Below are 19,750 nucleotides of genomic sequence, written 5' to 3'. Positions count from 1 at the left end.
CGGTACGGAGCGTCGGGCGATGACGGGCCAGCGCGTCACCCGCCTGGAGCAGCCCTTCGACGTGGAGGCGGCGTGTTGGGCCCGCCTACCCGACGCACTGCGCCATACCGGCGAGCCCAGCGAATGGGCGCGAATGAATCGCCCCGGCCTGAGCATGCATTCCTTCCTCGAAGGCCCGTCCTTCGATGCCGATGGCAATCTCTGGCTGGTCGATATTCCTTATGGCCGCATCTTCTGCATCGACCCCGACGGCGGCTGGACCGTCGCACATGCCTATGACGGCAACCCACATTGCCTGGCGCATCTCGGCGATGGCCGCCTGGTGGTGACTGATCGCCGCGGTGGGCTGATGCGGCTCGACCCCGCGCGCGGCACCATGGACGTGATCTGTAGCGGCGTGAACTTCGAGAATTTTCGCGCTTTGAGCGACGTCGCTGTGGCGCCGAACGGCGATCTCTGGTTCACCGACCCCGGTCGCAGCAGCCCATCCGATCCGACGGGGCGGTTGATGCGGCTGCGGCGCGGGGCGGCCGGCCCCGAGATCGTGCTCGCTAACATCCCCTATCCCAACAGCGTGGCGCTGGACGCGAGCGGACGGCAGGTCTTCGTCTCGGTGACGCGCGCCAACTGCATCTGGCGGCTGCTCGCGGATGCGCCCGATCCGGTCTTCCCGATGGTGAGCACCTTCGCGCATCTGTCCGGCGGCAACGGGCCGGACGGGCTGTCCATCGACAACAGGGGCCGCGTTGCGGTGGCGCAGTCGCAGGCCGGGCGCGCCTATGTTTTCGATGCACTGGGCGATTTGCTCTGCCGCATCAGGACGCCGGGCGGCGCCTGGACCACCGCCTGCGCCTTCAGCCCGGATGGCGGCGCGCTCTATATCCTGGAGGCGCAGGAAGGCGCGGTGTACCGCGCCGACCTGGATTTCCTTGGGGCGGATCCCGTCACTCCGCCCTAATGCCGCGCTCGCGGACGATCCTCTCCCAGCGCGCCAGCTCGCTATCGATATGCTGCTGGAAGCGCTCGGGGGAGCCGCCCTCCGCCACCAGACTCATTTCGCGGAAGCGCGTCTGCACCATTTCGGTCTGCAGGGCCCGGTTGAAGGCGCTGTTCAGCGTGGCGACGACCGCCGGCGGCATATGGGCCGGACCGACGAAGCCGAACCAGGCGAGCACCACCATGTCGCGATAGCCGAGTTCCGTGAAGCTCGGCAGGTCGGGTGCGGCCTCGCTGCGCGTCGGGCCAGTGACGGCGAGCGGGCGGATGGCGCCGTCGCGCGCTGGACCCACCACGGTCGAGATGTTCTCGATCATGAAGTCGATGCGGCCGCCCATGAGATCCTGCATCGCCGGGCCGGCGCCGCGATAGGGCACGTGTTCAAAGCGCACGCCGAGCTGCGGTCCCAGCAGTTCCGCCGACATGTGATGCAGGCTGCCGATGCCGGAAGAGCCGTAGAAGAGCGTCCGCGTGCGTGCGAGGGCGATGAACTCCTCCACGTTGCGCACCGGCAGGCGGGCGTTGACGGCTAGCGCGTTGGTCAGGCTGACCGCCCAGAACACCGGCTGGATCTCGGTGCGGATGTCGTAGGGCATGCGGTAGAGGAACGGGTTCACCGTGCAGGTGCCGATCGCACAGTTGCCGAGCGTGTAGCCATCCGGCGCCGATTTCGCGACGGCATCCATGCCGACATTCCCGTTCCCACCAGGCCGGCTTTCCACCACCACTCGCTGACCCAGGAACGGTGTCGCCGCCTCCGCGATGATGCGCGTGACGATATCGGAACTGCCGCCGGGTGCGGTGGGGACGATGATGCGGATCGGGCGGTCGGGAAACTCCGCTCGGGCCGAGGTGGCGACGAGACAACACGCAGCGACCGCGCTGACGATGCGGATCATATGTTTCCTCCTGCACGCGACGTTCCGCGCCATTGTCAGCGCGGGGGGATTATCCTGGACCCGGGAACGACATCATCGTGTCGTTGATGTGTCAACACATATCGCGACAGGTTGTGGTCTGCTGGCGGTGGCTGTCCGAGGCTTTCGAGCACGGATCACCCGCCGTTTCATTATATGCGCGCTTCACGGCGATATCGAGATCGCAGCGATTGCGGACTGCTGGCATCGTCGCAGCACCGTGCCAATGATCGGCATGAAGTTGACTGATCAATCTAATTCAATACCCTCAGGGCGGCGAACCCACCGCCCAAGGCTCGCCGTCATCGGAGGAAGCAACCGCATGTATGCCCCACCGCGCGAAGTCCGTGCCGAGCTCTACACAGCCCTGCCCGACGCGCTGCACTGGAAGGGGCCGCCGAGCCTTTGGGCACGGACGCGCCCCGCGGCGATGGGCCCCGTACATTCCTTCCTCGAGGGTCCCGCCTTCGATCGTGAGGGGCAGCTCTGGTGCGTCGACATCCCGCATGGCCGCATCTTCCGCATCGATCGTGACCGATGCTGGACGCTGGCCGCGCAGTATGATGGCGAGCCGAATGGCTTAAAGATCCACCGGGACGGGCGCATCTTCCTGGCCGATCGCGAGCATGGGATCATGGTGATGGACCCGGTGGAGCGCGTCGTTCGCCCCTTCGCCACGCGGCCGAACTTCGAGCGTTTCCGCGGCCTCAACGATCTGTTCTTCGGACCGGATGGATCGCTCTATGTCACGGATCCCGGCCGGAGCCATCTCGGCGATCCGACCGGCCGCGTGTTTCGCGCCTCGCCGGACGGCGCGATCCTGGAATTGCTGGTGGACAACGTACCAACGCCCAACGGCCTGGTGCTGGATCAGGCAGGAACGCATCTGCTGCTCGGCGTGACGCGGGGGAACGCCGTGTGGCGCTTCCCTGTCGCGGGCGGTTACACGTCGCGTCAGATCGAATTGTTCATCCAATTGAGCGGCGGGCTCGGGCCGGACGGCATGGCGCTGGACGAGGCCGGCAACCTGATCGTCGTGCACGCACGCAACGGCATCGTCTGGCAGTTCTCGCCCAATGGAGAACCCCTCCTGCGCATTCGGTCCTGCACCGGCATGTACGTCACCAACGTTGCGTACGGCGGCCCAGACCGCCGCACGCTGTTCATCCTGGAGGCGCATACCGGGTCGGTGATGCAGGTGCCAATGGACGTGCCCGGTCGGGCCATGTACTCGCACGCCTGAGCGCGGCACGACAGAAGCCGGGACGCGGCGCGTCGGTCTTCGCTCGCGTGCCCGCGCATCACCGTCCTTGCAGGCTGTCGGCGTCGCGAGCCTTCAGCGCCTGCGCGAGAGACACGGCCGTCTCGCGCAGGCGCGGCAGGAAATGTGCCTCCATCTCAGACACTGAATTCCGGGAAACCTCGGTGCTGGTGCCGAGCGCGGCGACGACGCGTCCGCCCACCGTCACCGGTACGGCGAGGGAGCGCAGCCCCATGATGGTCTCCTGGTCGTTCAGCGCGTAGCCACGTTCGGCCACCATCGCGATCTGCCGCAGCAGTTCCTCGACATCCGTGACGGTACAGGGGGTCAGACGCTGCAGTTTCCGCCCCGCCAGCATAGCGCGCCGATCCCCATGCGGCATTCCCGCGAGCAGTACCTTGCCGGGCGAGGTTGCGTGCGCAGGCATGCGCGTACCGACCGACATATAGTCGCGCCGCAGATGCCGACCCGTGGCCCGCGCAACATAGACCACATCCATCCCGTCCAGCACCGCCACATAGGCCGTCTCCCCGGTCGCGCCGGTGGTTGCCGTCAGTAACGGCTGGGCGATCGCCACCGCCGGCAGCGAGGCGAGGTAGGAATAGCCAAGCTGAAGCGTGCGCGGCCGCAGCGAGTAGTGCCCGTCCGCGCACCCGACATAGCCGAGCCGGTCGAGGGTACGCAGGATCCGCTGCGCTGAGCCGGGCGTCACGCCGATGCGACGCGCCACTTCGCTCAACGTCATGCGCGGATGCTCGACATCGAAGGCCTCGATGGCGGCAAGGCCCTTTGCCAAAGACTGGACGAGGTCGGGCTCAAGCCCGCCAAAGCGCGTTGACAGGGGTGTGTTCTCCTTGCAGGCTTCTTCCGGTAAGCGGATCATCTTCCGGAATGCGGAAGTTTACATCGCTCCCGGACGCAGCGCCAGCGCCGCAGGGGGGGGCTCCAACAACGGCGCAGGAGACGTTCAATGTTCTCTCGCCGCATCGCGCTCAGCGCGTGGCTCGTGTCACCCGTGCTCGCTCCCTCGGCGTGGGCGCAGACAACCGAGCCTTTTCCGAACCGCCCGATCCGTCTGGTGGTACCCTATGCACCTGGCACCGCCACGGACCTGCTGGCGCGCACGCTCACGCCACGGTTCTCCGATGTGCTCGGCCAACGCATGGTGGTGGAGAACCGCGCCGGCGCAGGCGGCATCGTCGGCGCAGAAGCCGTCGCGCGCGCCACGCCGGATGGCTACACGCTGGGCTTCGCCGGCAGCCAGACGAACGCCATCAATGTCAGCCTCTATCGTTCGCTGCCGTACAATCCGCAGACCGACTTCACGCCGATCGCCCGCATCGCCGCCCAGCCCATGGTGCTGGTCGTGAATCCCGACCTGCCGGTGCGCTCGGTGGCCGAACTCGTCGCGCTCGCGAAGGCGCGTCCGGGCGAGCTCAACTTCGCTTCCACAGGCAGTGGCACCTCGGCGCATCTCTCGGGGGAGGCGCTGCGTAGCCAAGCGGCGATCGACATCGTCCATGTGCCCTATGCGAGCAGCGGGCAGGTCTTCACCGAGTTGCTCGCTGGGCGCACACAGCTGATGTTCTATCCCTATCAGCCACTGAAGCCGCATATCGATGCAGGACGGCTGCGGGCGCTCGCCACCACCGGTGAGACACGGCCGGCCTGGCTGCCCGACCTGCCAACCATGATCGAGGCAGGCTATTCGAATTTCGTTGTGATCCCCTGGTTCGCCCTGTTCGGCCCAGCCGGCACGCCGCAGGCCGCGGTGGCAACGCTGAGCGCCGCCACGGAGCGAGTGCTCGCCGATCCAGACCTGCGCGCCGCACTCGCCGCCACCGGCACCGAGCCATGGTTCGCCGGCCCACTGGTGCTCGCTGATTTCACGCAGGCCGAGATTGCGCGGTACCGTGAGGTCATCACGGCCTCCGGCGCGCGGGTGGATTGACGCGCATGGCTACGACCACCATCGGCAGCGCGACAGCCATCGTTGGCATGGGCCGGGCACTCGGCCAACGCGACGATCCGGACGGGCCGAAGACCCCGCTTCAACTCGGTGCCATCGCCGCTCGGCGCGCCATGGCTGCCGCCGGTATCACCCGTGCCGAGGTCGGCGCGCTGTTCACCGGCCGCACGCCGCAATCCTACATGGTGCTGCAATACAATCAGGCCCTGCTCAACGAGCTGAAGATCGGTCCTACGTTCAATACCGAGGTCACGGCACACGGAGGCGGCGCGCTGGGTACGCTGCAACTTGCGGCGCTCGCCCTGCATGCCGGGGTCATCGACTACGCACTCTGCGTGACGAACGAGGCGAGCGGCCTGTGGATGGACCAGGTCGGTTCCAATGCCGCCTGGGAGGGCGACCTGCAGTTCGAAGCGCCCTACGGTCCCTCGACACCCTCCATCTACGCTCAGTTCGCCTGCCGCTACATGCATGAGACCGGGACCACGCCCGAGATGTGTGCCCATGTGTCGGTCGAAAACCGGCACTGGGCGCTGCAACACCCGTATGCTGCGATGCGCCACAAGGGGCCGATCACCATCGAGGATGTTCTCGCCTCGCGCATGATCGCCTCGCCGCTGCGTATGCTCGACTGCGCTGTGTGGTATCCGGGCGGCATCGCGACGGCGATCGTGCTGACGCGCGCGGACATTGCCCGTGGCGGCCGCCACGCCGAGGCGACGTGGCTCGCGGGCTTTGGCCAATGCAGCACCCATGAATGGGTCGGCGAACGCATGGGCAGCTGGGGGTTCGCGCCTCTTGAGGACGGCCCAAACCTTGTCCGCACCGGGACCGCGCTTGCCGCGAAGCAGGCCTATGCCATGTCGGGCCTCAGCGCGCATGACATGCATATCGCGCAAAGCTCGGCACCATTTTCCTTCGCCAACCTCATGATACTCGAAGAACTCGGCTTCTGCCCCTTCGGTGAGGGCGGGCGGTTCGCGGCGGATGGCGGCATCGCGTTCGACGGCGGACTGCCCTTCAACACCATGGGCGGCTACCTGTCCTTCGGCCAGGTCGCCCAGGGCCTCTATAACCTCCAGGAGGTGGTGGACCAGATCCATGGCCGCGCCGAAGGCCGCCAGGTGCCCGGCGTCGAGGCCGGCATCGTGCACGGCCATGGCGGTCCAATGGCCTGCCATTCCGTCGTCATCCTCACTCGGGAGCCCACGCGATGAGCTTCGCGCCACAAAAAGTCGATTGGTCACGCGGCGTGCCGCTACGGGCCGGCGACTGGTTCATCGGTCTCTATCAACCGTCGCCAGAGACGGTCGGGTTCTGGGATGCCGTGCAGCACGGCGAGCTGGTGTTGAAATACTGCCCAGCCTGCGACAAGTGCTTTCATCCGAAGCGCATTGTCTGCACCGATTGCGGCTCTGCTGACCTGGCCTGGCGCACTGCCTCGGGCCGGGGGCATGTCTACAGCTACAGCGAGGTGCATCGCGCGCCGAGCGGCGACTTCGCGGGTTCCACGCCTTACACCGTCGGGATCGTGGCGCTGGAGGAAGGGGTGCACCTCTTCACACGGCTGATCGCCGAGCCGGAGCCGATAGCCATCGACGCACCTGTGACGGTGGATTTCCGTGTGTTGGAACTCGGTCAGCTGCTGCCGGTGTTCGTCGTGGGCGCGGCATGAGCGGGGGCCCTCTCGCGGGCATCCGCGTTCTCGACACGACGCGCGCCCTGGCAGGGCCGCTCGCGACCATGGTCCTGGGCGATCTCGGCGCCGAAGTGCTCAAGGTGGAGGTCCCCGGCGTGGGCGACGAGACACGCTTCTGGGGACCTCCCTTCGCCGGAGACGCCGGGCCGACACTGATCGGCTACAACCGCAACAAGAAGTCGGTGGCCATCGACCTGCGCACGACCGAAGGTCGACAGGCGTGCCTCGACCTGGCGCGCAGTTGCGACATCTTCGTGGAGAATTTTCGGCCCGGCACGGTCCGGCGCTTCGGTGTGGACTACAACGCGGTGCGGGTCGTCCGACCCGACGTCATCTACTGCTCGATCAGCGGTTATGGGCAGACCGGGCCGATGGCGTCACGTCCGGCGGTCGACCTCATGGTTCAGGCGGTAGGCGGCCTGATGGCGCAGACTGGTGAGGCCGATGGCCGCCCAATGAAGGCCGCCGCGCCGGTGGCCGACACGATGGGCGGGTTGTCTGCGGCCATCGCAATCCTCGGCGCGCTGATGGAACGAGGACGCACGGGCGAGGGTCGCTATCTCGACATCAGCATGCTCGACGGGTTGGTCGCGCTGATGGGCCAGTCGGTGGCCGCCTGGGGCATGAGCGGCAAGGTGCCGAGCCGCTGGGGCAATGCGCATCCGCTGATGGCACCTTACGAGAGCTTCCGCACTGCCGACCGCGAAATCGTCATCGCTGTCACCAACGAGAAGAACTGGACGGGCCTTGTGGCGCTGCCCGACTTTGCCCCACTCACTGCCGATCGGCGATACGAAGATCAGCCCTCCCGCAACCGCAACCGCGCGACTCTGGTGCCGGCAGTCGAGGCAATATTGATGACACGCCCGGCAACGCATTGGATCGCGGTGTTCGACGCCGCGGGCATTCCTGTCGAACCGATCAACACGCTCGCCGAGACGCTCGCGCTGCCGCAACTTGTCGAACGCGGGATGCTTGTCGAGGTGGAGTATCCCCCGGGTTCCGGCAACCGCATCCGTACGGCGGGCATGCCTTGGCGCGATGTGGCGCGCGAAGGCCCGGTACGCAGCCCACCCGCACTTGGGGAACACACCACGGAAGTGCTGAACGCGATTGAACGCGAGAGCCAGCCAACGCTCCCGCAATCGCAATGACCTGCCTTCTTCCAACGTAGGTGTGGCAGGCTGATCCTATAACTCGACCTTGACCCTCGGCGACCTCACCACAGATCGACGTCGCCGGCGACTCGCTCGCTTGTGGAGAAAGGCGCGCCGCACGCATTGCGCACCTACCTGCTGAACCGACCTGGCTGCCCCCACCACGTCGGTACATGCGTACGGCTCGATAGGCGACGCGAAGGTGCCCGATGCATCGTCGCCGATCACGGCGGCGTCCGGCGATGCTATCGGTGCCTTCGTTGCGTGGCGGTGGTCGCAGCAATGCCCGGCAATTCGCAATGCCTGATGCAGGCGCACATGATTTCCTCGAAGACCCGCATGCCGGCCGTAGGCACAAACGCCGAGGATTGCAGAATGCCCACCTCGCGCTCGATGACAGGGTCGGCCAAGGGCCGCATCGTCAGGTTCGGATGGTCAGGCTTTGGGCCACCGAGCATCGGCAATGCTGTCACGCCGACGCCGGCCTCGACCATCTTCAGCACCGTCGCCGACTGCGCCAGCGTCATGACCGGGCGCAACGCCAGGTTTGCCCGCTCCAGCCCATCGTGCAGCGCCTCATAACCGGCGCTGCCGGTGGGGAAGGCGATGAAGTCGTGCGCGAGGGCGTCGTTCCAGTTCACGGCAGCCTGGCGTGCGAGCGGGTGGCTGCGCGGCAGCACCAGGGCGAAGCGCTCGCGAAACAGTGGGCGAAAGCGCACCGTGTCCCGCTCTCGCAGGCGGCTGGCGAGGGCAAGGTCGATCTGGCCCGATTCAATGCCGGCATAGAGCACGTCCGAGGTGCCATCGGTCACGGCAACCTCGGCGGCCGGATAGCGCAGCCGGAACAGGCGGAGGATATCGGCAAGGAAGATCGTCGCATGCGACGGCAGCGTCCCGACCGAGATCCTGGGCCGCAGCGTAGCGCCCTGCCGTCGCACGGCGCCGACCGCGTCCTCGACGCTGGCGAGGATGGCCTCCGCATGCGGTACCAGCAGCGCGCCTTCCCGCGTCAGCCGAACCGAGCGCGTCGTGCGGTCGAACAGCCGCGCGTCCAGCGTGCCCTCCATCTGCGATATCGCCTGGCTGAGTGCGGGCTGGGACATGCCGAGGGCTTCCGCCGCGCGGGCGAAGGAGCCGAGGCGGGCGACCTTGAGGAAGGCGGCGAACTGGCGGAGCGTCGGACTCATAAGCGAAATGGAAGAATGCTTTGAATCTTCCGATTTGTCGAACAGTCGAGCTGCTCCTTAGATGACGTCGCCGCCATGAAGGATCCGGAACAGGGTTCTCAGATCGGGCGGCGAGGAAACGCCGATGTCCATTCGACCGTCCCGCCGGGCGTTGCTGGGGGGTGCTGCCACGCTGCTGAGCTTGCCCCGCATCGCGACGGCGCAAGCCTATCCCAGCCGACCCATCACCCTGATCGTGCCTTTCGCCGCGGGCAGTTCCACGGACGTGGTCGGCCGTCAGGCGGCGCGCGCGATTTCCGAGGCGATCGGCGGCCAGGTCGTCGTCGAGAATCGCACCGGCGCCGGCGGCATCATCGGTGCCCAGGCCGTCGCCCGGTCGCGGCCCGATGGCTACACGCTGCTCGTCGTCACCAATTCGACCCACGCGGCGAACACTGCGCTTTTCCGCAACCTGCCATACGATCCGGTGGCGGATTTCGCGCCGGTGTCTAACCTCGCGACTGGGCCGCTGGTGCTGCTCAGCCATCCCTCCCTGCCGGTGCGCAACGTGCAGCAACTGGTGGCGTATGGCCGCGCCAATCCCGGCAAGCTGACCTACGGCTATTCAGGCAGCTCGTCGCAGATCGCGGCGGTGATGCTGACGCATGACGGACAGTTCGAAGCGCTCGGCGTGCAGTACCGCTCGATCCCGCCGCAGGTGACAGACCTGCTGGGCGGGCAGCTCTCCTTCACCTTTGCCGACCCGGCCAATGCGCTGCCGCATATCCGTTCGGGCGGCGCGATCGGTCTCGGCGTCACCGCGGCAGCACGCACGCCGCTCGCCCCCGACCTGCCGACGCTGACCGAGGCCGGGCTGCCCGGCTTCCAGCTTGTGCCCTGGCAGGGCATGGCCGCGCCGGCCGGCACCGATCTGGCAATCATCCGTCGCCTCTTCGATGCGCTGCGCGCCCGCTACGACACGGAGGAGGTGCGGCGCACCTACGCAGCGCTCGGCTTCGAGGTGTCCCTCTCCGACTCCCCTGAAGCCTATGCCGACTTCATACGCAGCGAGACCAGGCGCTGGGGCGACCTGGTGCGGCTGGCGCGCATCGAACCTCAGTGACCGCCAAGGAAACGATACAGCATGAACGCGACTGACATGTCCGCCATCTGCGCCCGCCTGCGCGAGATCGGTCCGAGCACGGTGGGCGGCGCACTCGATGCGCTCGGCATCGAAGGGTTGGTGGTGCCGCCGATCCGCCCCGTCGCGGCGGACCGCAAATTCGCCGGACCGGCCTTCACAGTGAATGTCGCGGTCGGTGCGCTCGGCACCTTTGCGCCGGAGGAATTCGACATACCCGCCTATGTGGACAACGCCGCGCCGGGCGAGGTGATCGCGATCGATGCCGGTGGCGCCCATGTCTCGATGATGGGCGGGGCGGCGGCGACGGCGGCGAAGCTGCGCGGCATCGCCGGCATCGTGATCGATGGCGGCGTGCGCGACCTCGGCGAGATCATCGACAGCGGCATGGACCTCTTCGTGAAGCACGCCGTGCCGGTCAGCGGCCGCACCCGCGTGCGCACCGCCGTGACGCAGGTCCCGATCAAGCTGGAAGGTGTGACGGTGAATCCCGGCGACATCCTGGTCGGTGACAGTACCGGCGTCGTCTGCATCCCGCGCGCCCGACTGATGGAAGTCTTCGAGCGCGCCGAGAAGGCCGAGGCGATGGATCAGCGGATCTTCGAGCATGTGCGTGCCGGCAAGGGTATTGGCGAGGCGGCGCGCCTCGCCAAAGGCGGCTGAGGAGGAAGCGGGACATGGTCGCACGACGAAGCCTGCTCGCCACGCCAGCGTTGCTACTCGGTGCCGGATCCGCCTGGGCCCAGTCGGGTCGCCCGATGCGGCCGGTACGCATCATCGTCCCATATCCGCCCGGCGGGGTATCGGACATCACCGCACGCCTGCTTGCGGAACATCTGACCCCGATCTGGGGCCAGGCGGTGACGGTCGAGAACCGCCCCGGCGCCAACGGCATGATCGGCGCCGAGGCGATGGCGCGCGCCACGCCGGACGGAACAACGCTGTGCCTCGCCGGCACGGCGCATTCCATCAGCCCGGCACTGTACCGCACGCCCTACGACACGATGCGGGACATCGCCTACATCACGACGACGTCGCAGACGCCGCAGGCGCTGATCGTCGCTCCCGACTTCCCGCCGAACAGCGCCTCGGAGTTCGTGGCGTATGTGAAGGCGAGGCCCGGCCAGACGAGCTACGCGACCTTCGGGGCCCTCGGCATGGAACTGCTCTGCCACCAGGCGGGGCTGCAGATGACGCGCGTACCCTATCGCGGGTCCACGCAGGGTCATCCGGACCTGATCGCCGGGCGCGTGAACGCGATGCTCGACACCGTCACGCCGACGCTGCCGCATGTGCGCGCGGGCCGCATGAAGATGCTCGCGACGTGCGGTGCGGGTCGCGCATCGCAGGCGCTCGAGATCCCGACCGTGGGCGAGACCATCCTGCCCGGCTTCACCAGTACCGTCTGGGGCATCCTGATGGCCCCGGCCGGCACGCCGCCCGAGGTGATCGGGCGGATCCAGTCGGATGCGATGGCGCTGCTGCACCGCCCCGACATCGTGGCGAGGCACGACAGCCTCGGCACGACGATCTGGACATGCTCACCCGAGGAAGCGACGCGCTTCATGTCGAGCGAGGTGAGCAAATGGGAGGAGACCGCGCGGGCGATCGGCGCCGAGCGCGAGGCTCCGCCACGTTGATGGAGGCTGGCCGATGTTCCGTCGTATCCTGATCGGTCTCACGGCCGCGTGGGCTGTCACCGCCTCTGTCGCGGCGCAGGACGCCTGGCCGTCGCGGCCGATCCGCGTCATCGTGCCCTTCGGCGCTGGTGGCACGACCGACCTCACCGCGCGCATTGTTGGCGCGCCGCTGGCCCAGCGTCTGGGCCAGCCCTGGGTGGTGGAAAACCGCGCCGGCGCCGGCGGCAATGTCGGCAGCGATGCCTGTGCGAAGGCGCCGCCGGACGGCTACACGCTCTGCGTCGGCACGATCAGCAGCCATGCGATCAATAACGCGGTCTATGCGCGCATGCCCTATGACAATCTGCGGGACTTCGCACCGATCGCGCTGATCAGCCTGCAGCCGAATGCGCTGTTCGTGCCGGCTTCCTCAACGGCCAATAGCGTAGCGGAGCTGGTGGCTCAGATGCGCGCGCATCCGGGGCAGTTCAACTATGCCTCCTCCGGCGTCGGAACCTCGATCCATCTGGCCGGCGCGCTGTTCACCCAACTCACCGGCACGACGGCGGAGCATGTGCCCTATCGCTCCTCCGGTCAGCTCATGACCGAGCTGATGGCGGGTAACGTCCAGATGGCCTTCGACAACATCTCCTCCGGCCTGCCGCATGTGCGCGCCGGAACGATGAAGCTGCTTGGTGTGGCGAGCCCCGCGCGCGTCGCCATCGCGCCGGACGCACCCACCATCGCGGAGACGCTGCCCGGGTTCGAATCATTGACGTGGGGAGTGCTGTTTGCGCCGGCCGGAACGCCGCGACCCATCATCGAACGACTCAATCGGGAGGTGAACGCGGTGCTGCAGATGCCCGAGGTGGCCTCGCGCTTCGCCGAGCTCGGTATCACCACGCGTGCCCTGACGCCTGACGAAGTGGCCGCTTTCGTCGCCGCCGAGACGCGGCGCTGGGGTGAGGTCGCGCGCCGGGCGAATATCCGGGCGGAATAGGAGAACACCATGCTAGCCAATCGAATGGGCGCGGCGCTTGCGCGCGGCGAAGTGCAGATCGGCACCTGGGTGACCATGGTGCGCAACCCGTCCTTGCTGATGTTGCTGAAGGCTTCCGGCGTCGATTTCGCTCGGATTGACATGGAACATGCGGCGATGTCCATCGAGACGATCGCCGACATGGCGGCGATGGCCCGCGCGCTCGACTTCCCGATCGCGGTGCGCCCACCGCGCGCCAACCGGGAATGGATCACGCGGCTGCTCGATGTCGGGGTCTGGAACATCCATTGCCCGCAGGTGGAATCGGCCGCCCATGCGCGGGAAATCGTGGCGGCGTCGCGCTACGCCCCGCGCGGTCTGCGCGGCAATGGCGGCCTGAGCGCGATGACCGAATATCGCAACATGCCGGTAGCCGAACGCCGTGCCTTCGCCAACGAACAGGTCCATGTCACGGTGATGTTCGAGACCGGGGCTGCCTTCGCAGACCTCGATGCGATCGCTGCCATGGACGGCATCGACGCACTGACCTTGGGCCCGGCAGACCTCGCGCAGGATCTGGGCGTCTTCGGCACGCCGGACCAGGCGCGGATGATCGACGAGAAGCGCAACCTGATCCTCGATGCCGCACGCCGGCACAGCAAGACCTGCGCCATGCTGTGCTTCAGCCCCGAGCAGGTGCGGCAATGGAAGGAGGCCGGAGCGCTGCTGCTCGCCTATTCCAGCGATGTCGAAGTGCTCCAGGAGGGCTTCGCTGCCGCCATGAAGCGCCTGAAGGCGTAAGGGAGGACAGGACATGACGACACGCATCACCCGCCGCGCATTGAGTATTGGAACGGCCGCGGGGCTCGGCGCGCCGGCCCGGCTCGCCTTCGCCAAGGACAAGCTGACCGTCGTGATGTCCAGCTTCGACATGCTGTTCTGGGTGACGCTGACTGCCCAGGCGCTCGGCTACTTCGGCGCGCAGGACCTCGAGGTCGATATCGTGCGGGCCAATGGTGGCGCGCGCTCGCTGGCCGCGGTCGCCGGCGGCGACGCGCAGTTCAACATCGGCGCGCCGGCATCGGCGTTCCGGGCACGGGCACGCGGCAGCGACGTGATGATGATCGCCCCGGCTGTCGTGCAATACGTCGACAACATCACCATGTCCGGCGACTGGGCGCGCAAGCAGGGCATCACCGCGCAGAGCACCTACCAGGACCGGTTGCGCGCGCTGCGCGGCATGACACTCGCCGTCTCCTCCGTGGGCGGTGGAGCGGACCAGCTCGTGCGCTTCCTGTGCAAGCAGGCCGGCATCAACCCGGATCGCGAATTGACCATCACCGCCATCCCGGACGGAGCGAACATGTTGGCGGCCATGTCGCGCGGCCGCATCGACGGCTTCGTGATCCCGCCGCCGACCGGGGAGGATGCGGTGCGCAATCACGGCGCGCAGCCACTGATCTGGGCCGGCCGCGGCGAGGTCCCGCAGCTCGACGGATTCGTCTACATCGGCGTCATTGCGCGGGAATCCTGGTTGACGCGCAATCGCGAGGTCGCGATCCGGTTCCTGCGCGCGCAACAGCGCGCCATGACGGCCGTCCACAACGCCGAGGAAGGCATGCGCGCCCGGGAGGCGGTCTGGAACGGCTGGCATTCGCGGACCGACAAGGGCCTGTTCGACGAGGTCTGGCGCAACGCTATCCCTGCATATCCCCACAGCGTGGCGGTCGAGCCGGCAATGATCGACCGTATCGTCGCCTTCGTGAACGAGACCCAGCCCGAGCCGTTGGATGCCCAGGCGACGCGCTCCGCGTGGACGAACGACTACGCCGCGGCAGCGCTCCAGCAGACATGACGGCGGAAGCGCTCATTGCGTTCCGCGGCGTCGGCAAGACCTTCACTGTCGGCGACCGGGTTGTTGAGGCGGTGCGCAGTATCGATCTCGACGTCCGGCGCGGTGAGTTCGTGACGTTAGTTGGACCTTCCGGCTGCGGAAAATCCACCCTGCTGAACATGACGGCGGGTCTGTTTGCCCCAAGCAGCGGCACCGTGCAGTACGACGGCGGCCCGGTGACGGGCGTCAATCTGCGCACGGGCTACATGACGCAGAGCGACCACCTGCTGCCTTGGCGTACCGTCGCGGCGAACATCCAGGTGCCGCTCGAGATCCATGGTCGGCCGCGTGGCGAGATGCGCGACAGGGTGGCCGCCTTGATGGAGCTTGTCGGTCTGGCCGGCTTCGAGAAATCCTATCCTTCGCAACTCTCGGGCGGCATGCGCAAGCGGGCGGCGCTGGCACGGCTGCTGGCCTATGATCCCGAGACCCTTCTGCTTGACGAGCCCTTCGCGGCGCTCGACGCGCAGCTGCGGCTGAACATGCAGATCGAGCTTCTGCGGCTGAGCCGGCAGCTGAACAAGACCGTGCTGTTCGTGACGCATGACCTCGATGAGGCGGCGGCGCTGTGCGATCGCTGTGTCGTCTTCTCCGGCCGTCCGGGAACGATCCGCGCGGTCCTCGATTCGCCGCTGCCACGCGACCGCGACCTGCTGCGGCTCCGTCACGATGGCCGCTATGTCGCGCTCGCGGCTGAGCTGTGGGACATGATCACCCCGATGCTCACCCAGACGAGGGGAGAGAGTTCATGACCTCCGAGATCACCCCAACGCGCATGGTCGTCTACCGGTTGATTCTGGCAATGGCGATCCTGGTCGCCTGGGAGCTCGCCTCAGGTCGGCTGATTGCCGAGTTCTTCGTCAGCAAGCCAAGCGCCATCCTTGCTGCCTTTCGGCGGCTGATCGTCAGCGGCGATCTGTTCTTCCATGCCGCGGTTACCGCGAGCGAGGCCTTCGCGGGCTTCATCATCGGCGGCACCATCGGTATCGCGGCCGGGGTGCTGCTGGGCCGGAGCACCTTCCTGGCGGACCTGCTGCAACCGTTCATCCTGGCCTTCTACAGCCTGCCAAAGATTGCTCTCGCGCCGCTGTTCGTGCTGTGGATCGGTATCGGCATGTCAATGAAAATCGTGCTGACCGCGACTGTGGTGTTCTTTCTCGTCTTCCTCAATACCTTCACAGGCGTGCGCAGCGTCAGCCGGGAGCTCGTGACCATCGTCCGCCTGATGGGAGCGAATGAGCGTCACGTCCTCGGGAAAATCGTGCTGCCATCGGCCATTACCTGGGTCTTCGCCGGGCTGCGGATCTCGGTCCCCTATGCGCTGATCGGCGCGATCGTAGGCGAGTTGATCGCCGCCAATCGGGGGCTCGGCTTCGTACTGGCCAGTGCCTCCGGTCAGTTCGACACCGCCGGGGTCTTCGCCGCCCTTATCGCCATCATGATGCTGGCGTTTTCGCTAAACGCGATGGTGCGCATCGCCGAACGCAAGCTCATGCCCTGGAAGATATCTGAAGCGACACGGGAGGTAACGATTTGACGTTCCGGTCGCGCTCCGCACGGTAAGCGAGGCTGAGGCTCGGATTGCACCGAGTGATCCGGAAATGGTGCTGGGCGACATTCGGCCTAGATGTGGTGGCGGGTCCTTCCCGGCGGGTTGGCTACCGCAGGTATTTCGCGGCGCGGTCGGTCGCTGAATGTTTCAACAAAAACAACAGCTTATGCTGTTCGTCCTGTTCCTGACCGCTGGTGATCCTCGCGGTGCGCCAGTCATTCGCCCGCCCTGGGCAGGGGCTCGCAGATAAGTCCGCAGTGGTCGGCGTGCTTCAGGGCAGGGGCGGGCGGTTGGGCTGAAACCCAAGAAATCTGTGGTGTCCCCGGCGAGATTCGAACTCACGGCCCCAGGATTAGGAATCCTGTGCTCTATCCTGCTGAGCTACGGGGACCCACCGCCGCGCCCTATACCACGCGACTAACGCCGCCGGAACCGATCCACCGCGCCCACCAGTGCCGTCCGCACGCCCGGCTCCAGCGCCGAATGCCCCGCATCGGGCACCACCGTCAGCCGTGCCCCCGGCCAGGCTGCCGCCAGTTCGAAGGCCGTCTCCGGCGGGCAGACCATGTCGTAGCGCCCCTGCACGATCTCGGCCGGGATATTGGTCAGCCGGCCGATGCGCCCGAGCAGCCCTTCTTCCGGCAAGAACAGGTCATGCGCGAAGTAATGCGCCTCGATCCGCGCCAGCCCCAGCGCGGTGCGGTCCTGTGCGAAACTCGCCACGGTGTCGGGGGAGGGCAGCAGGGTCGAGCATGACCCCTCATACTGGCTCCAGGCGCGCGCCGCCGGCAGATGCACCGCCGGGTCCGGGTGGCAGAGCCGCTTCAGGTAATTGCCCAGCACGTCGCCGCGCTCGGCCTCCGGCAGATGCTCGACGAACAACGCCCAGGCATCGGGGAAGACGCGCTTCAGCCCATGGAGGAACCACTCCACCTCCGCCTGGCGCCCGAGGAAGACGCCGCGCAGCACGCAGCCCACCACCCGTTCCGGGTGCTCCTGCGCATAGGCCAAGGCCAGGGTGGACCCCCAGGAGCCGCCGAACAGCAGCCAGCGCTCGATGCCGAGGAAGCGGCGCAGCATCTCGATGTCCGAGACCAGATGCGGCGTCGTATTGTCGCGCAATTCGCCCAGCGGGCGCGACCGCCCGGCACCGCGTTGGTCGAAGATGATGACGCGCCAATGCCCCGGGTCAAAGAAACGCCGATGCACCGCCCCGGCCCCGGCGCCCGGACCGCCATGCAGGAACAGCACCGGCTGGCCGCGCGGATTGCCGACCTGCTCCCAATACATGACGTGCCCCCCCGACAGCGGTAGCAAGCCGGTTTCGTAGGGCGCGATATCGGGGAATAGGTCGCCGCGGGGCATGGACACCATGTGCCCAAGCCTGAGCCGCACTGCAATGGTGCAGCGGTTGTGGAAGGGCCGCCACCAGCGTGAATCGATCGTCTCGCGAAACCGTGACGGCATACGGCGATGCCTCAGATCGCGACGGGCACGCGCAACCCGATACCGGCGCCGCGCGAATTGGTCTAAGATGACTATTCCATGGCCGCGTCGTCCTCCGCCCAGCCCCGTTCCGCCACCGCAGGCCAGGTCGTCTGCGGCGTTTGCGGACGCGAGAGCCGGCAATCCCCCTTCCGCCCGCCGCCGCCCGAGCAGGCGCCCGACCTCGACCTGCGCCCGGGCGAGCCGGTGCGCTCGACCATGGCGCGCTGGCTGCAGCAATGCCCGCATTGCCACTACACCGCGCCGTCGATCGCCCGCGCGCATCCGGGTGCCGCCGCGGCGGTCTCGGCCGCCCCGTTCCGCGCGCTGATCCTCGATGCCGGCCACCCACCACTGGCGCGGCGTTTCCTCGCCTGGGCCCATGTGCTCGAGGAAACCGGCGCGCTGCACGCCGCCGCCGAGGCCACCCTGCACGCCGCCTGGGTCGCCGATGATGCCGGCAAGGCCGACCTCGCCCATCTCTGGCGGCAGGAAGCCATCGCCCTGTGGCGCAGCGGCCCGCCGCTCGATGCCGAACAGACCGTACGCATCATCGACGCGCTGCGCCGCGCCGAAGCATGGGAGGATGCCGAAGCCACGGCAGCCGAACTCACCATGCTCTCCCCGCCCGAGGCGGTCGGGCATGTCATCGCGCTGGAACGCCGCCTGGTCGCGGCCAAGGATGCCGGCCGGCACACCGTCGCCAGCGCGCTGCCGCCACCGGCGCGCCGCCCCCATGCGACGCATCGTCGCCGCGACTCCACGACGGGCGGCGGTATTGTCGGCTGGTTGAAGCGACTGTTCCGCAAGGGCTGACGCCAGGCAGGCACGACTCTTGCGGAGTTTCCGGCGCAATGGCAATGTTATGGTATAACATTTCAGGATTATCTGCCGTGAACCGTCGCTCCCTTCTCGCCTTGCCGGCGCTGTTCGCCGCGCGCATCGCCGCGGCGCAGACGACGCTGCCCGTCGTCGCCTCCTTCTCCATCCTCGGCGACATGGTGGCGCAGGTCGGCGGCGAGCGGATCAGCCTGCGCGTCATTGTCGGGCCGGATGTCGATGCGCATGGCTTCCAGCCCCGGCCTTCCGATGTCGTCGCGCTGCGCCAGGCAAGGCTGGTGCTGCGCAACGGCCTCGGCTTCGATGGCTGGATGGACCGCATGGTTGGCGCGGCCGGCTACCGCGGCCCGCTGGTGACGGCGACCGACGGCATCACGCCGCGCACCATGGACGCGGATGACGACGACCACGGCCATGCCCGCGGCACCGGACGCGCCCAGCCGCGCGGCACCGGCCCGCATCGCGTGCTCGACCCGCATGCCTGGCAGGATCTGCGCCTCGGCCAGGTCTATGTTCGCAACATCGCTGCCGGGTTGATCGCCGCCGACCCGGCCGGAGAAGCGTTCTACCGCCAGCGCGCCGAGGCCTACGCCGCCCGCCTCGCCGTGCTCGACGCCTGGGTGCGCGAGCAGATCGCCACTGTCCCCGAGGACCGCCGCCGCGTCGTCACCAGCCATGACGCCTTCGGCTATTTTGCCGCCGCCTATGGCGTCGAGTTCGCAGCGCCGCAGGGCGTCTCGACGGAATCGGAACCTTCCGCCGCTGAGGTCGCCCGGCTGATCCGCCAGATCCGCGCCGAACACGTCACCGCCATTTTCCTCGAGAACATGACGAGCCCGGCGATGATCCGCCGTGTTGCCGCAGAGGCCGGCGTCCATCTCGGCGGCCGGCTGTTCTCCGATGCGCTGTCACTGCCGAGCGGCCCGGCCACCACCTATGAGGCGATGTTCCGCAACAATGTCGGCCTGCTGGTCCCGGCCATGCGCGGCGAAACGGCACGATAAGACTACAGGTGATCGGGTGGCCGGGCGTGTCCCGTTTCCGGGGGGCGGCGGGCCGTTTCACCGCCGCCTGC

20 protein-coding genes and 1 tRNA gene are annotated in these 19,750 nt (G+C 67.5%); 16 read left to right on the top strand and 5 right to left on the bottom strand.

What is annotated here, in order from left to right; translation table 11 throughout:
• The first annotated feature begins 19 nt into the window (after window positions 1–19).
• The gene (locus IEY36_RS05225; protein WP_188965857.1) at window positions 20–958 is read left to right on the top strand and encodes an SMP-30/gluconolactonase/LRE family protein; all 939 of its coding nucleotides are present in this window, start codon (window positions 20–22) and stop codon (window positions 956–958) included.
• On the opposite strand, the gene IEY36_RS05220 is transcribed toward IEY36_RS05225, so the two are convergent.
• Window positions 945–1,895: a Bug family tripartite tricarboxylate transporter substrate binding protein gene (locus tag IEY36_RS05220; protein ID WP_188965856.1), complete on the bottom strand. Its 951-nt coding sequence runs from the start codon at window positions 1,893–1,895 to the stop codon at window positions 945–947. The two genes, IEY36_RS05225 and IEY36_RS05220, sit on opposite strands and share 14 nt — an antisense overlap.
• Between IEY36_RS05220 and IEY36_RS05215 the strand changes: the two genes are divergently transcribed.
• A complete protein-coding gene (locus IEY36_RS05215) occupies window positions 1,885–3,156 on the top strand; it encodes an SMP-30/gluconolactonase/LRE family protein (RefSeq protein ID WP_229681143.1) in 1,272 nt (423 codons plus the stop codon). The two genes, IEY36_RS05220 and IEY36_RS05215, sit on opposite strands and share 11 nt — an antisense overlap.
• A gap of 58 nt (window positions 3,157–3,214) precedes the next feature.
• Here IEY36_RS05215 and IEY36_RS05210 read toward each other — a convergent pair whose 3' ends face one another.
• Window positions 3,215–4,057 (bottom strand): IclR family transcriptional regulator domain-containing protein, encoded by an 843-nt coding sequence (locus IEY36_RS05210; protein WP_188965855.1) that lies wholly within the window; start codon window positions 4,055–4,057, stop codon window positions 3,215–3,217.
• Window positions 4,058–4,144: 87 nt separating this feature from the next.
• Here IEY36_RS05210 and IEY36_RS05205 point away from each other — a divergent pair, with 87 nt between their 5' ends.
• The 4 genes from IEY36_RS05205 to IEY36_RS05190 are packed head-to-tail and all read left to right on the top strand — an operon-like array spanning window position 4,145 to window position 7,996.
• Window positions 4,145–5,125 (top strand): Bug family tripartite tricarboxylate transporter substrate binding protein, encoded by a 981-nt coding sequence (locus tag IEY36_RS05205; RefSeq protein WP_188965854.1) that lies wholly within the window; start codon window positions 4,145–4,147, stop codon window positions 5,123–5,125.
• 5 nt (window positions 5,126–5,130) lie between these two features.
• The gene (locus IEY36_RS05200) at window positions 5,131–6,360 is read left to right on the top strand and encodes a thiolase family protein (protein ID WP_188965853.1); all 1,230 of its coding nucleotides are present in this window, start codon (window positions 5,131–5,133) and stop codon (window positions 6,358–6,360) included.
• Entirely contained in the window at window positions 6,357–6,818 is a 462-nt protein-coding gene (locus tag IEY36_RS05195) for a Zn-ribbon domain-containing OB-fold protein (protein ID WP_188965852.1), read from the top strand. The genes IEY36_RS05200 and IEY36_RS05195 overlap by 4 nt, the downstream gene beginning before the upstream one ends.
• Window positions 6,815–7,996 (top strand): CaiB/BaiF CoA transferase family protein, encoded by a 1,182-nt coding sequence (locus IEY36_RS05190; protein WP_188965851.1) that lies wholly within the window; start codon window positions 6,815–6,817, stop codon window positions 7,994–7,996. Before IEY36_RS05195 ends, IEY36_RS05190 begins: the two co-directional genes overlap by 4 nt.
• 248 nt (window positions 7,997–8,244) lie before the next feature.
• Here IEY36_RS05190 and IEY36_RS05185 read toward each other — a convergent pair whose 3' ends face one another.
• The gene (locus IEY36_RS05185) at window positions 8,245–9,186 is read right to left on the bottom strand and encodes a LysR family transcriptional regulator (RefSeq protein WP_188965850.1); all 942 of its coding nucleotides are present in this window, start codon (window positions 9,184–9,186) and stop codon (window positions 8,245–8,247) included.
• A gap of 124 nt (window positions 9,187–9,310) precedes the next feature.
• On the opposite strand from IEY36_RS05185, the gene IEY36_RS05180 reads away from it, so the two are divergent.
• From IEY36_RS05180 to IEY36_RS05145, 8 genes are read left to right on the top strand one after another with little or no spacing between them, the layout of a single operon-like run.
• Window positions 9,311–10,288 carry a Bug family tripartite tricarboxylate transporter substrate binding protein gene (locus IEY36_RS05180; protein WP_188965849.1) on the top strand — a complete coding sequence of 326 codons (978 nt, stop codon included), beginning with the start codon at window positions 9,311–9,313 and terminating at the stop codon, window positions 10,286–10,288.
• A 21-nt stretch (window positions 10,289–10,309) separates the two neighbouring features.
• Window positions 10,310–10,969 (top strand): RraA family protein, encoded by a 660-nt coding sequence (locus IEY36_RS05175; RefSeq protein ID WP_188965848.1) that lies wholly within the window; start codon window positions 10,310–10,312, stop codon window positions 10,967–10,969.
• A 14-nt stretch (window positions 10,970–10,983) separates the two neighbouring features.
• Entirely contained in the window at window positions 10,984–11,946 is a 963-nt protein-coding gene (locus tag IEY36_RS05170) for a Bug family tripartite tricarboxylate transporter substrate binding protein (RefSeq protein ID WP_188965847.1), read from the top strand.
• Between the two features lie 13 nt (window positions 11,947–11,959).
• Window positions 11,960–12,925, top strand: coding sequence for a Bug family tripartite tricarboxylate transporter substrate binding protein (locus IEY36_RS05165; RefSeq protein ID WP_188965846.1), 966 nt, complete (start codon window positions 11,960–11,962; stop codon window positions 12,923–12,925).
• 9 nt (window positions 12,926–12,934) lie between these two features.
• A complete protein-coding gene (locus tag IEY36_RS05160; protein ID WP_188965845.1) occupies window positions 12,935–13,705 on the top strand; it encodes an HpcH/HpaI aldolase family protein in 771 nt (256 codons plus the stop codon).
• Between the two features lie 13 nt (window positions 13,706–13,718).
• On the top strand, window positions 13,719–14,759 hold the full coding sequence (locus IEY36_RS05155; protein WP_188965844.1) for an ABC transporter substrate-binding protein: 1,041 nt from the start codon (window positions 13,719–13,721) through the stop codon (window positions 14,757–14,759).
• On the top strand, window positions 14,756–15,550 hold the full coding sequence (locus IEY36_RS05150) for an ABC transporter ATP-binding protein (protein WP_188965843.1): 795 nt from the start codon (window positions 14,756–14,758) through the stop codon (window positions 15,548–15,550). Before IEY36_RS05155 ends, IEY36_RS05150 begins: the two co-directional genes overlap by 4 nt.
• The gene (locus tag IEY36_RS05145) at window positions 15,547–16,335 is read left to right on the top strand and encodes an ABC transporter permease (protein ID WP_229681142.1); all 789 of its coding nucleotides are present in this window, start codon (window positions 15,547–15,549) and stop codon (window positions 16,333–16,335) included. The genes IEY36_RS05150 and IEY36_RS05145 overlap by 4 nt, the downstream gene beginning before the upstream one ends.
• 329 nt (window positions 16,336–16,664) lie before the next feature.
• On the opposite strand, the gene IEY36_RS05140 is transcribed toward IEY36_RS05145, so the two are convergent.
• Window positions 16,665–16,741: transfer RNA gene (locus IEY36_RS05140), tRNA-Arg, on the bottom strand.
• A 26-nt stretch (window positions 16,742–16,767) separates the two neighbouring features.
• Complete coding sequence (gene pip / locus IEY36_RS05135; protein ID WP_188966113.1) at window positions 16,768–17,715, bottom strand: prolyl aminopeptidase; 948 nt, start codon at window positions 17,713–17,715, stop codon at window positions 16,768–16,770.
• 180 nt (window positions 17,716–17,895) lie between these two features.
• On the opposite strand from pip, the gene IEY36_RS05130 reads away from it, so the two are divergent.
• Entirely contained in the window at window positions 17,896–18,651 is a 756-nt protein-coding gene (locus IEY36_RS05130) for a hypothetical protein (protein ID WP_188965842.1), read from the top strand.
• Window positions 18,652–18,728: 77 nt separating this feature from the next.
• Window positions 18,729–19,679, top strand: a complete 951-nt coding sequence (locus IEY36_RS05125; RefSeq protein WP_229681141.1) for a metal ABC transporter substrate-binding protein — start codon at window positions 18,729–18,731, stop codon at window positions 19,677–19,679.
• Window positions 19,680–19,750: the final 71 nt, after the last annotated feature.

The sequence above is a fragment of the Neoroseomonas lacus genome (assembly GCF_014644535.1).
Classification (GTDB): Bacteria; Pseudomonadota; Alphaproteobacteria; order Acetobacterales; family Acetobacteraceae; genus Neoroseomonas; species Neoroseomonas lacus.
Note: the sequence above shows the minus strand (reverse complement) of the source record. Positions and strands in the feature narration are given on the sequence as shown.

Excerpts from the sequence above, each read along its gene's own strand:
- IEY36_RS05205 (WP_188965854.1), top strand. The coding sequence starts at position 4,145 with ATGTTCTCTCGCCGCATCGCGCTCAGCGCGTGGCTCGTGTCACCCGTG.
- IEY36_RS05195 (WP_188965852.1), top strand. The coding sequence starts at position 6,357 with ATGAGCTTCGCGCCACAAAAAGTCGATTGGTCACGCGGCGTGCCGCTA.
- IEY36_RS05200 (WP_188965853.1), top strand. The coding sequence starts at position 5,131 with ATGGCTACGACCACCATCGGCAGCGCGACAGCCATCGTTGGCATGGGC.
- IEY36_RS05170 (WP_188965847.1), top strand. The coding sequence starts at position 10,984 with ATGGTCGCACGACGAAGCCTGCTCGCCACGCCAGCGTTGCTACTCGGT.
- IEY36_RS05175 (WP_188965848.1), top strand. The coding sequence starts at position 10,310 with ATGAACGCGACTGACATGTCCGCCATCTGCGCCCGCCTGCGCGAGATC.
- IEY36_RS05190 (WP_188965851.1), top strand. The coding sequence starts at position 6,815 with ATGAGCGGGGGCCCTCTCGCGGGCATCCGCGTTCTCGACACGACGCGC.
- IEY36_RS05220 (WP_188965856.1), bottom strand. The coding sequence starts at position 1,895 with ATGATCCGCATCGTCAGCGCGGTCGCTGCGTGTTGTCTCGTCGCCACC.
- IEY36_RS05145 (WP_229681142.1), top strand. The coding sequence starts at position 15,547 with ATGACCTCCGAGATCACCCCAACGCGCATGGTCGTCTACCGGTTGATT.
- IEY36_RS05185 (WP_188965850.1), bottom strand. The coding sequence starts at position 9,186 with ATGAGTCCGACGCTCCGCCAGTTCGCCGCCTTCCTCAAGGTCGCCCGC.
- IEY36_RS05210 (WP_188965855.1), bottom strand. The coding sequence starts at position 4,057 with ATGATCCGCTTACCGGAAGAAGCCTGCAAGGAGAACACACCCCTGTCA.
- IEY36_RS05150 (WP_188965843.1), top strand. The coding sequence starts at position 14,756 with ATGACGGCGGAAGCGCTCATTGCGTTCCGCGGCGTCGGCAAGACCTTC.
- IEY36_RS05180 (WP_188965849.1), top strand. The coding sequence starts at position 9,311 with ATGTCCATTCGACCGTCCCGCCGGGCGTTGCTGGGGGGTGCTGCCACG.
- IEY36_RS05160 (WP_188965845.1), top strand. The coding sequence starts at position 12,935 with ATGCTAGCCAATCGAATGGGCGCGGCGCTTGCGCGCGGCGAAGTGCAG.
- pip (WP_188966113.1), bottom strand. The coding sequence starts at position 17,715 with ATGCCCCGCGGCGACCTATTCCCCGATATCGCGCCCTACGAAACCGGC.
- IEY36_RS05165 (WP_188965846.1), top strand. The coding sequence starts at position 11,960 with ATGTTCCGTCGTATCCTGATCGGTCTCACGGCCGCGTGGGCTGTCACC.
- IEY36_RS05155 (WP_188965844.1), top strand. The coding sequence starts at position 13,719 with ATGACGACACGCATCACCCGCCGCGCATTGAGTATTGGAACGGCCGCG.
- IEY36_RS05130 (WP_188965842.1), top strand. The coding sequence starts at position 17,896 with ATGGCCGCGTCGTCCTCCGCCCAGCCCCGTTCCGCCACCGCAGGCCAG.
- IEY36_RS05215 (WP_229681143.1), top strand. The coding sequence starts at position 1,885 with ATGCGGATCATATGTTTCCTCCTGCACGCGACGTTCCGCGCCATTGTC.
- IEY36_RS05225 (WP_188965857.1), top strand. The coding sequence starts at position 20 with ATGACGGGCCAGCGCGTCACCCGCCTGGAGCAGCCCTTCGACGTGGAG.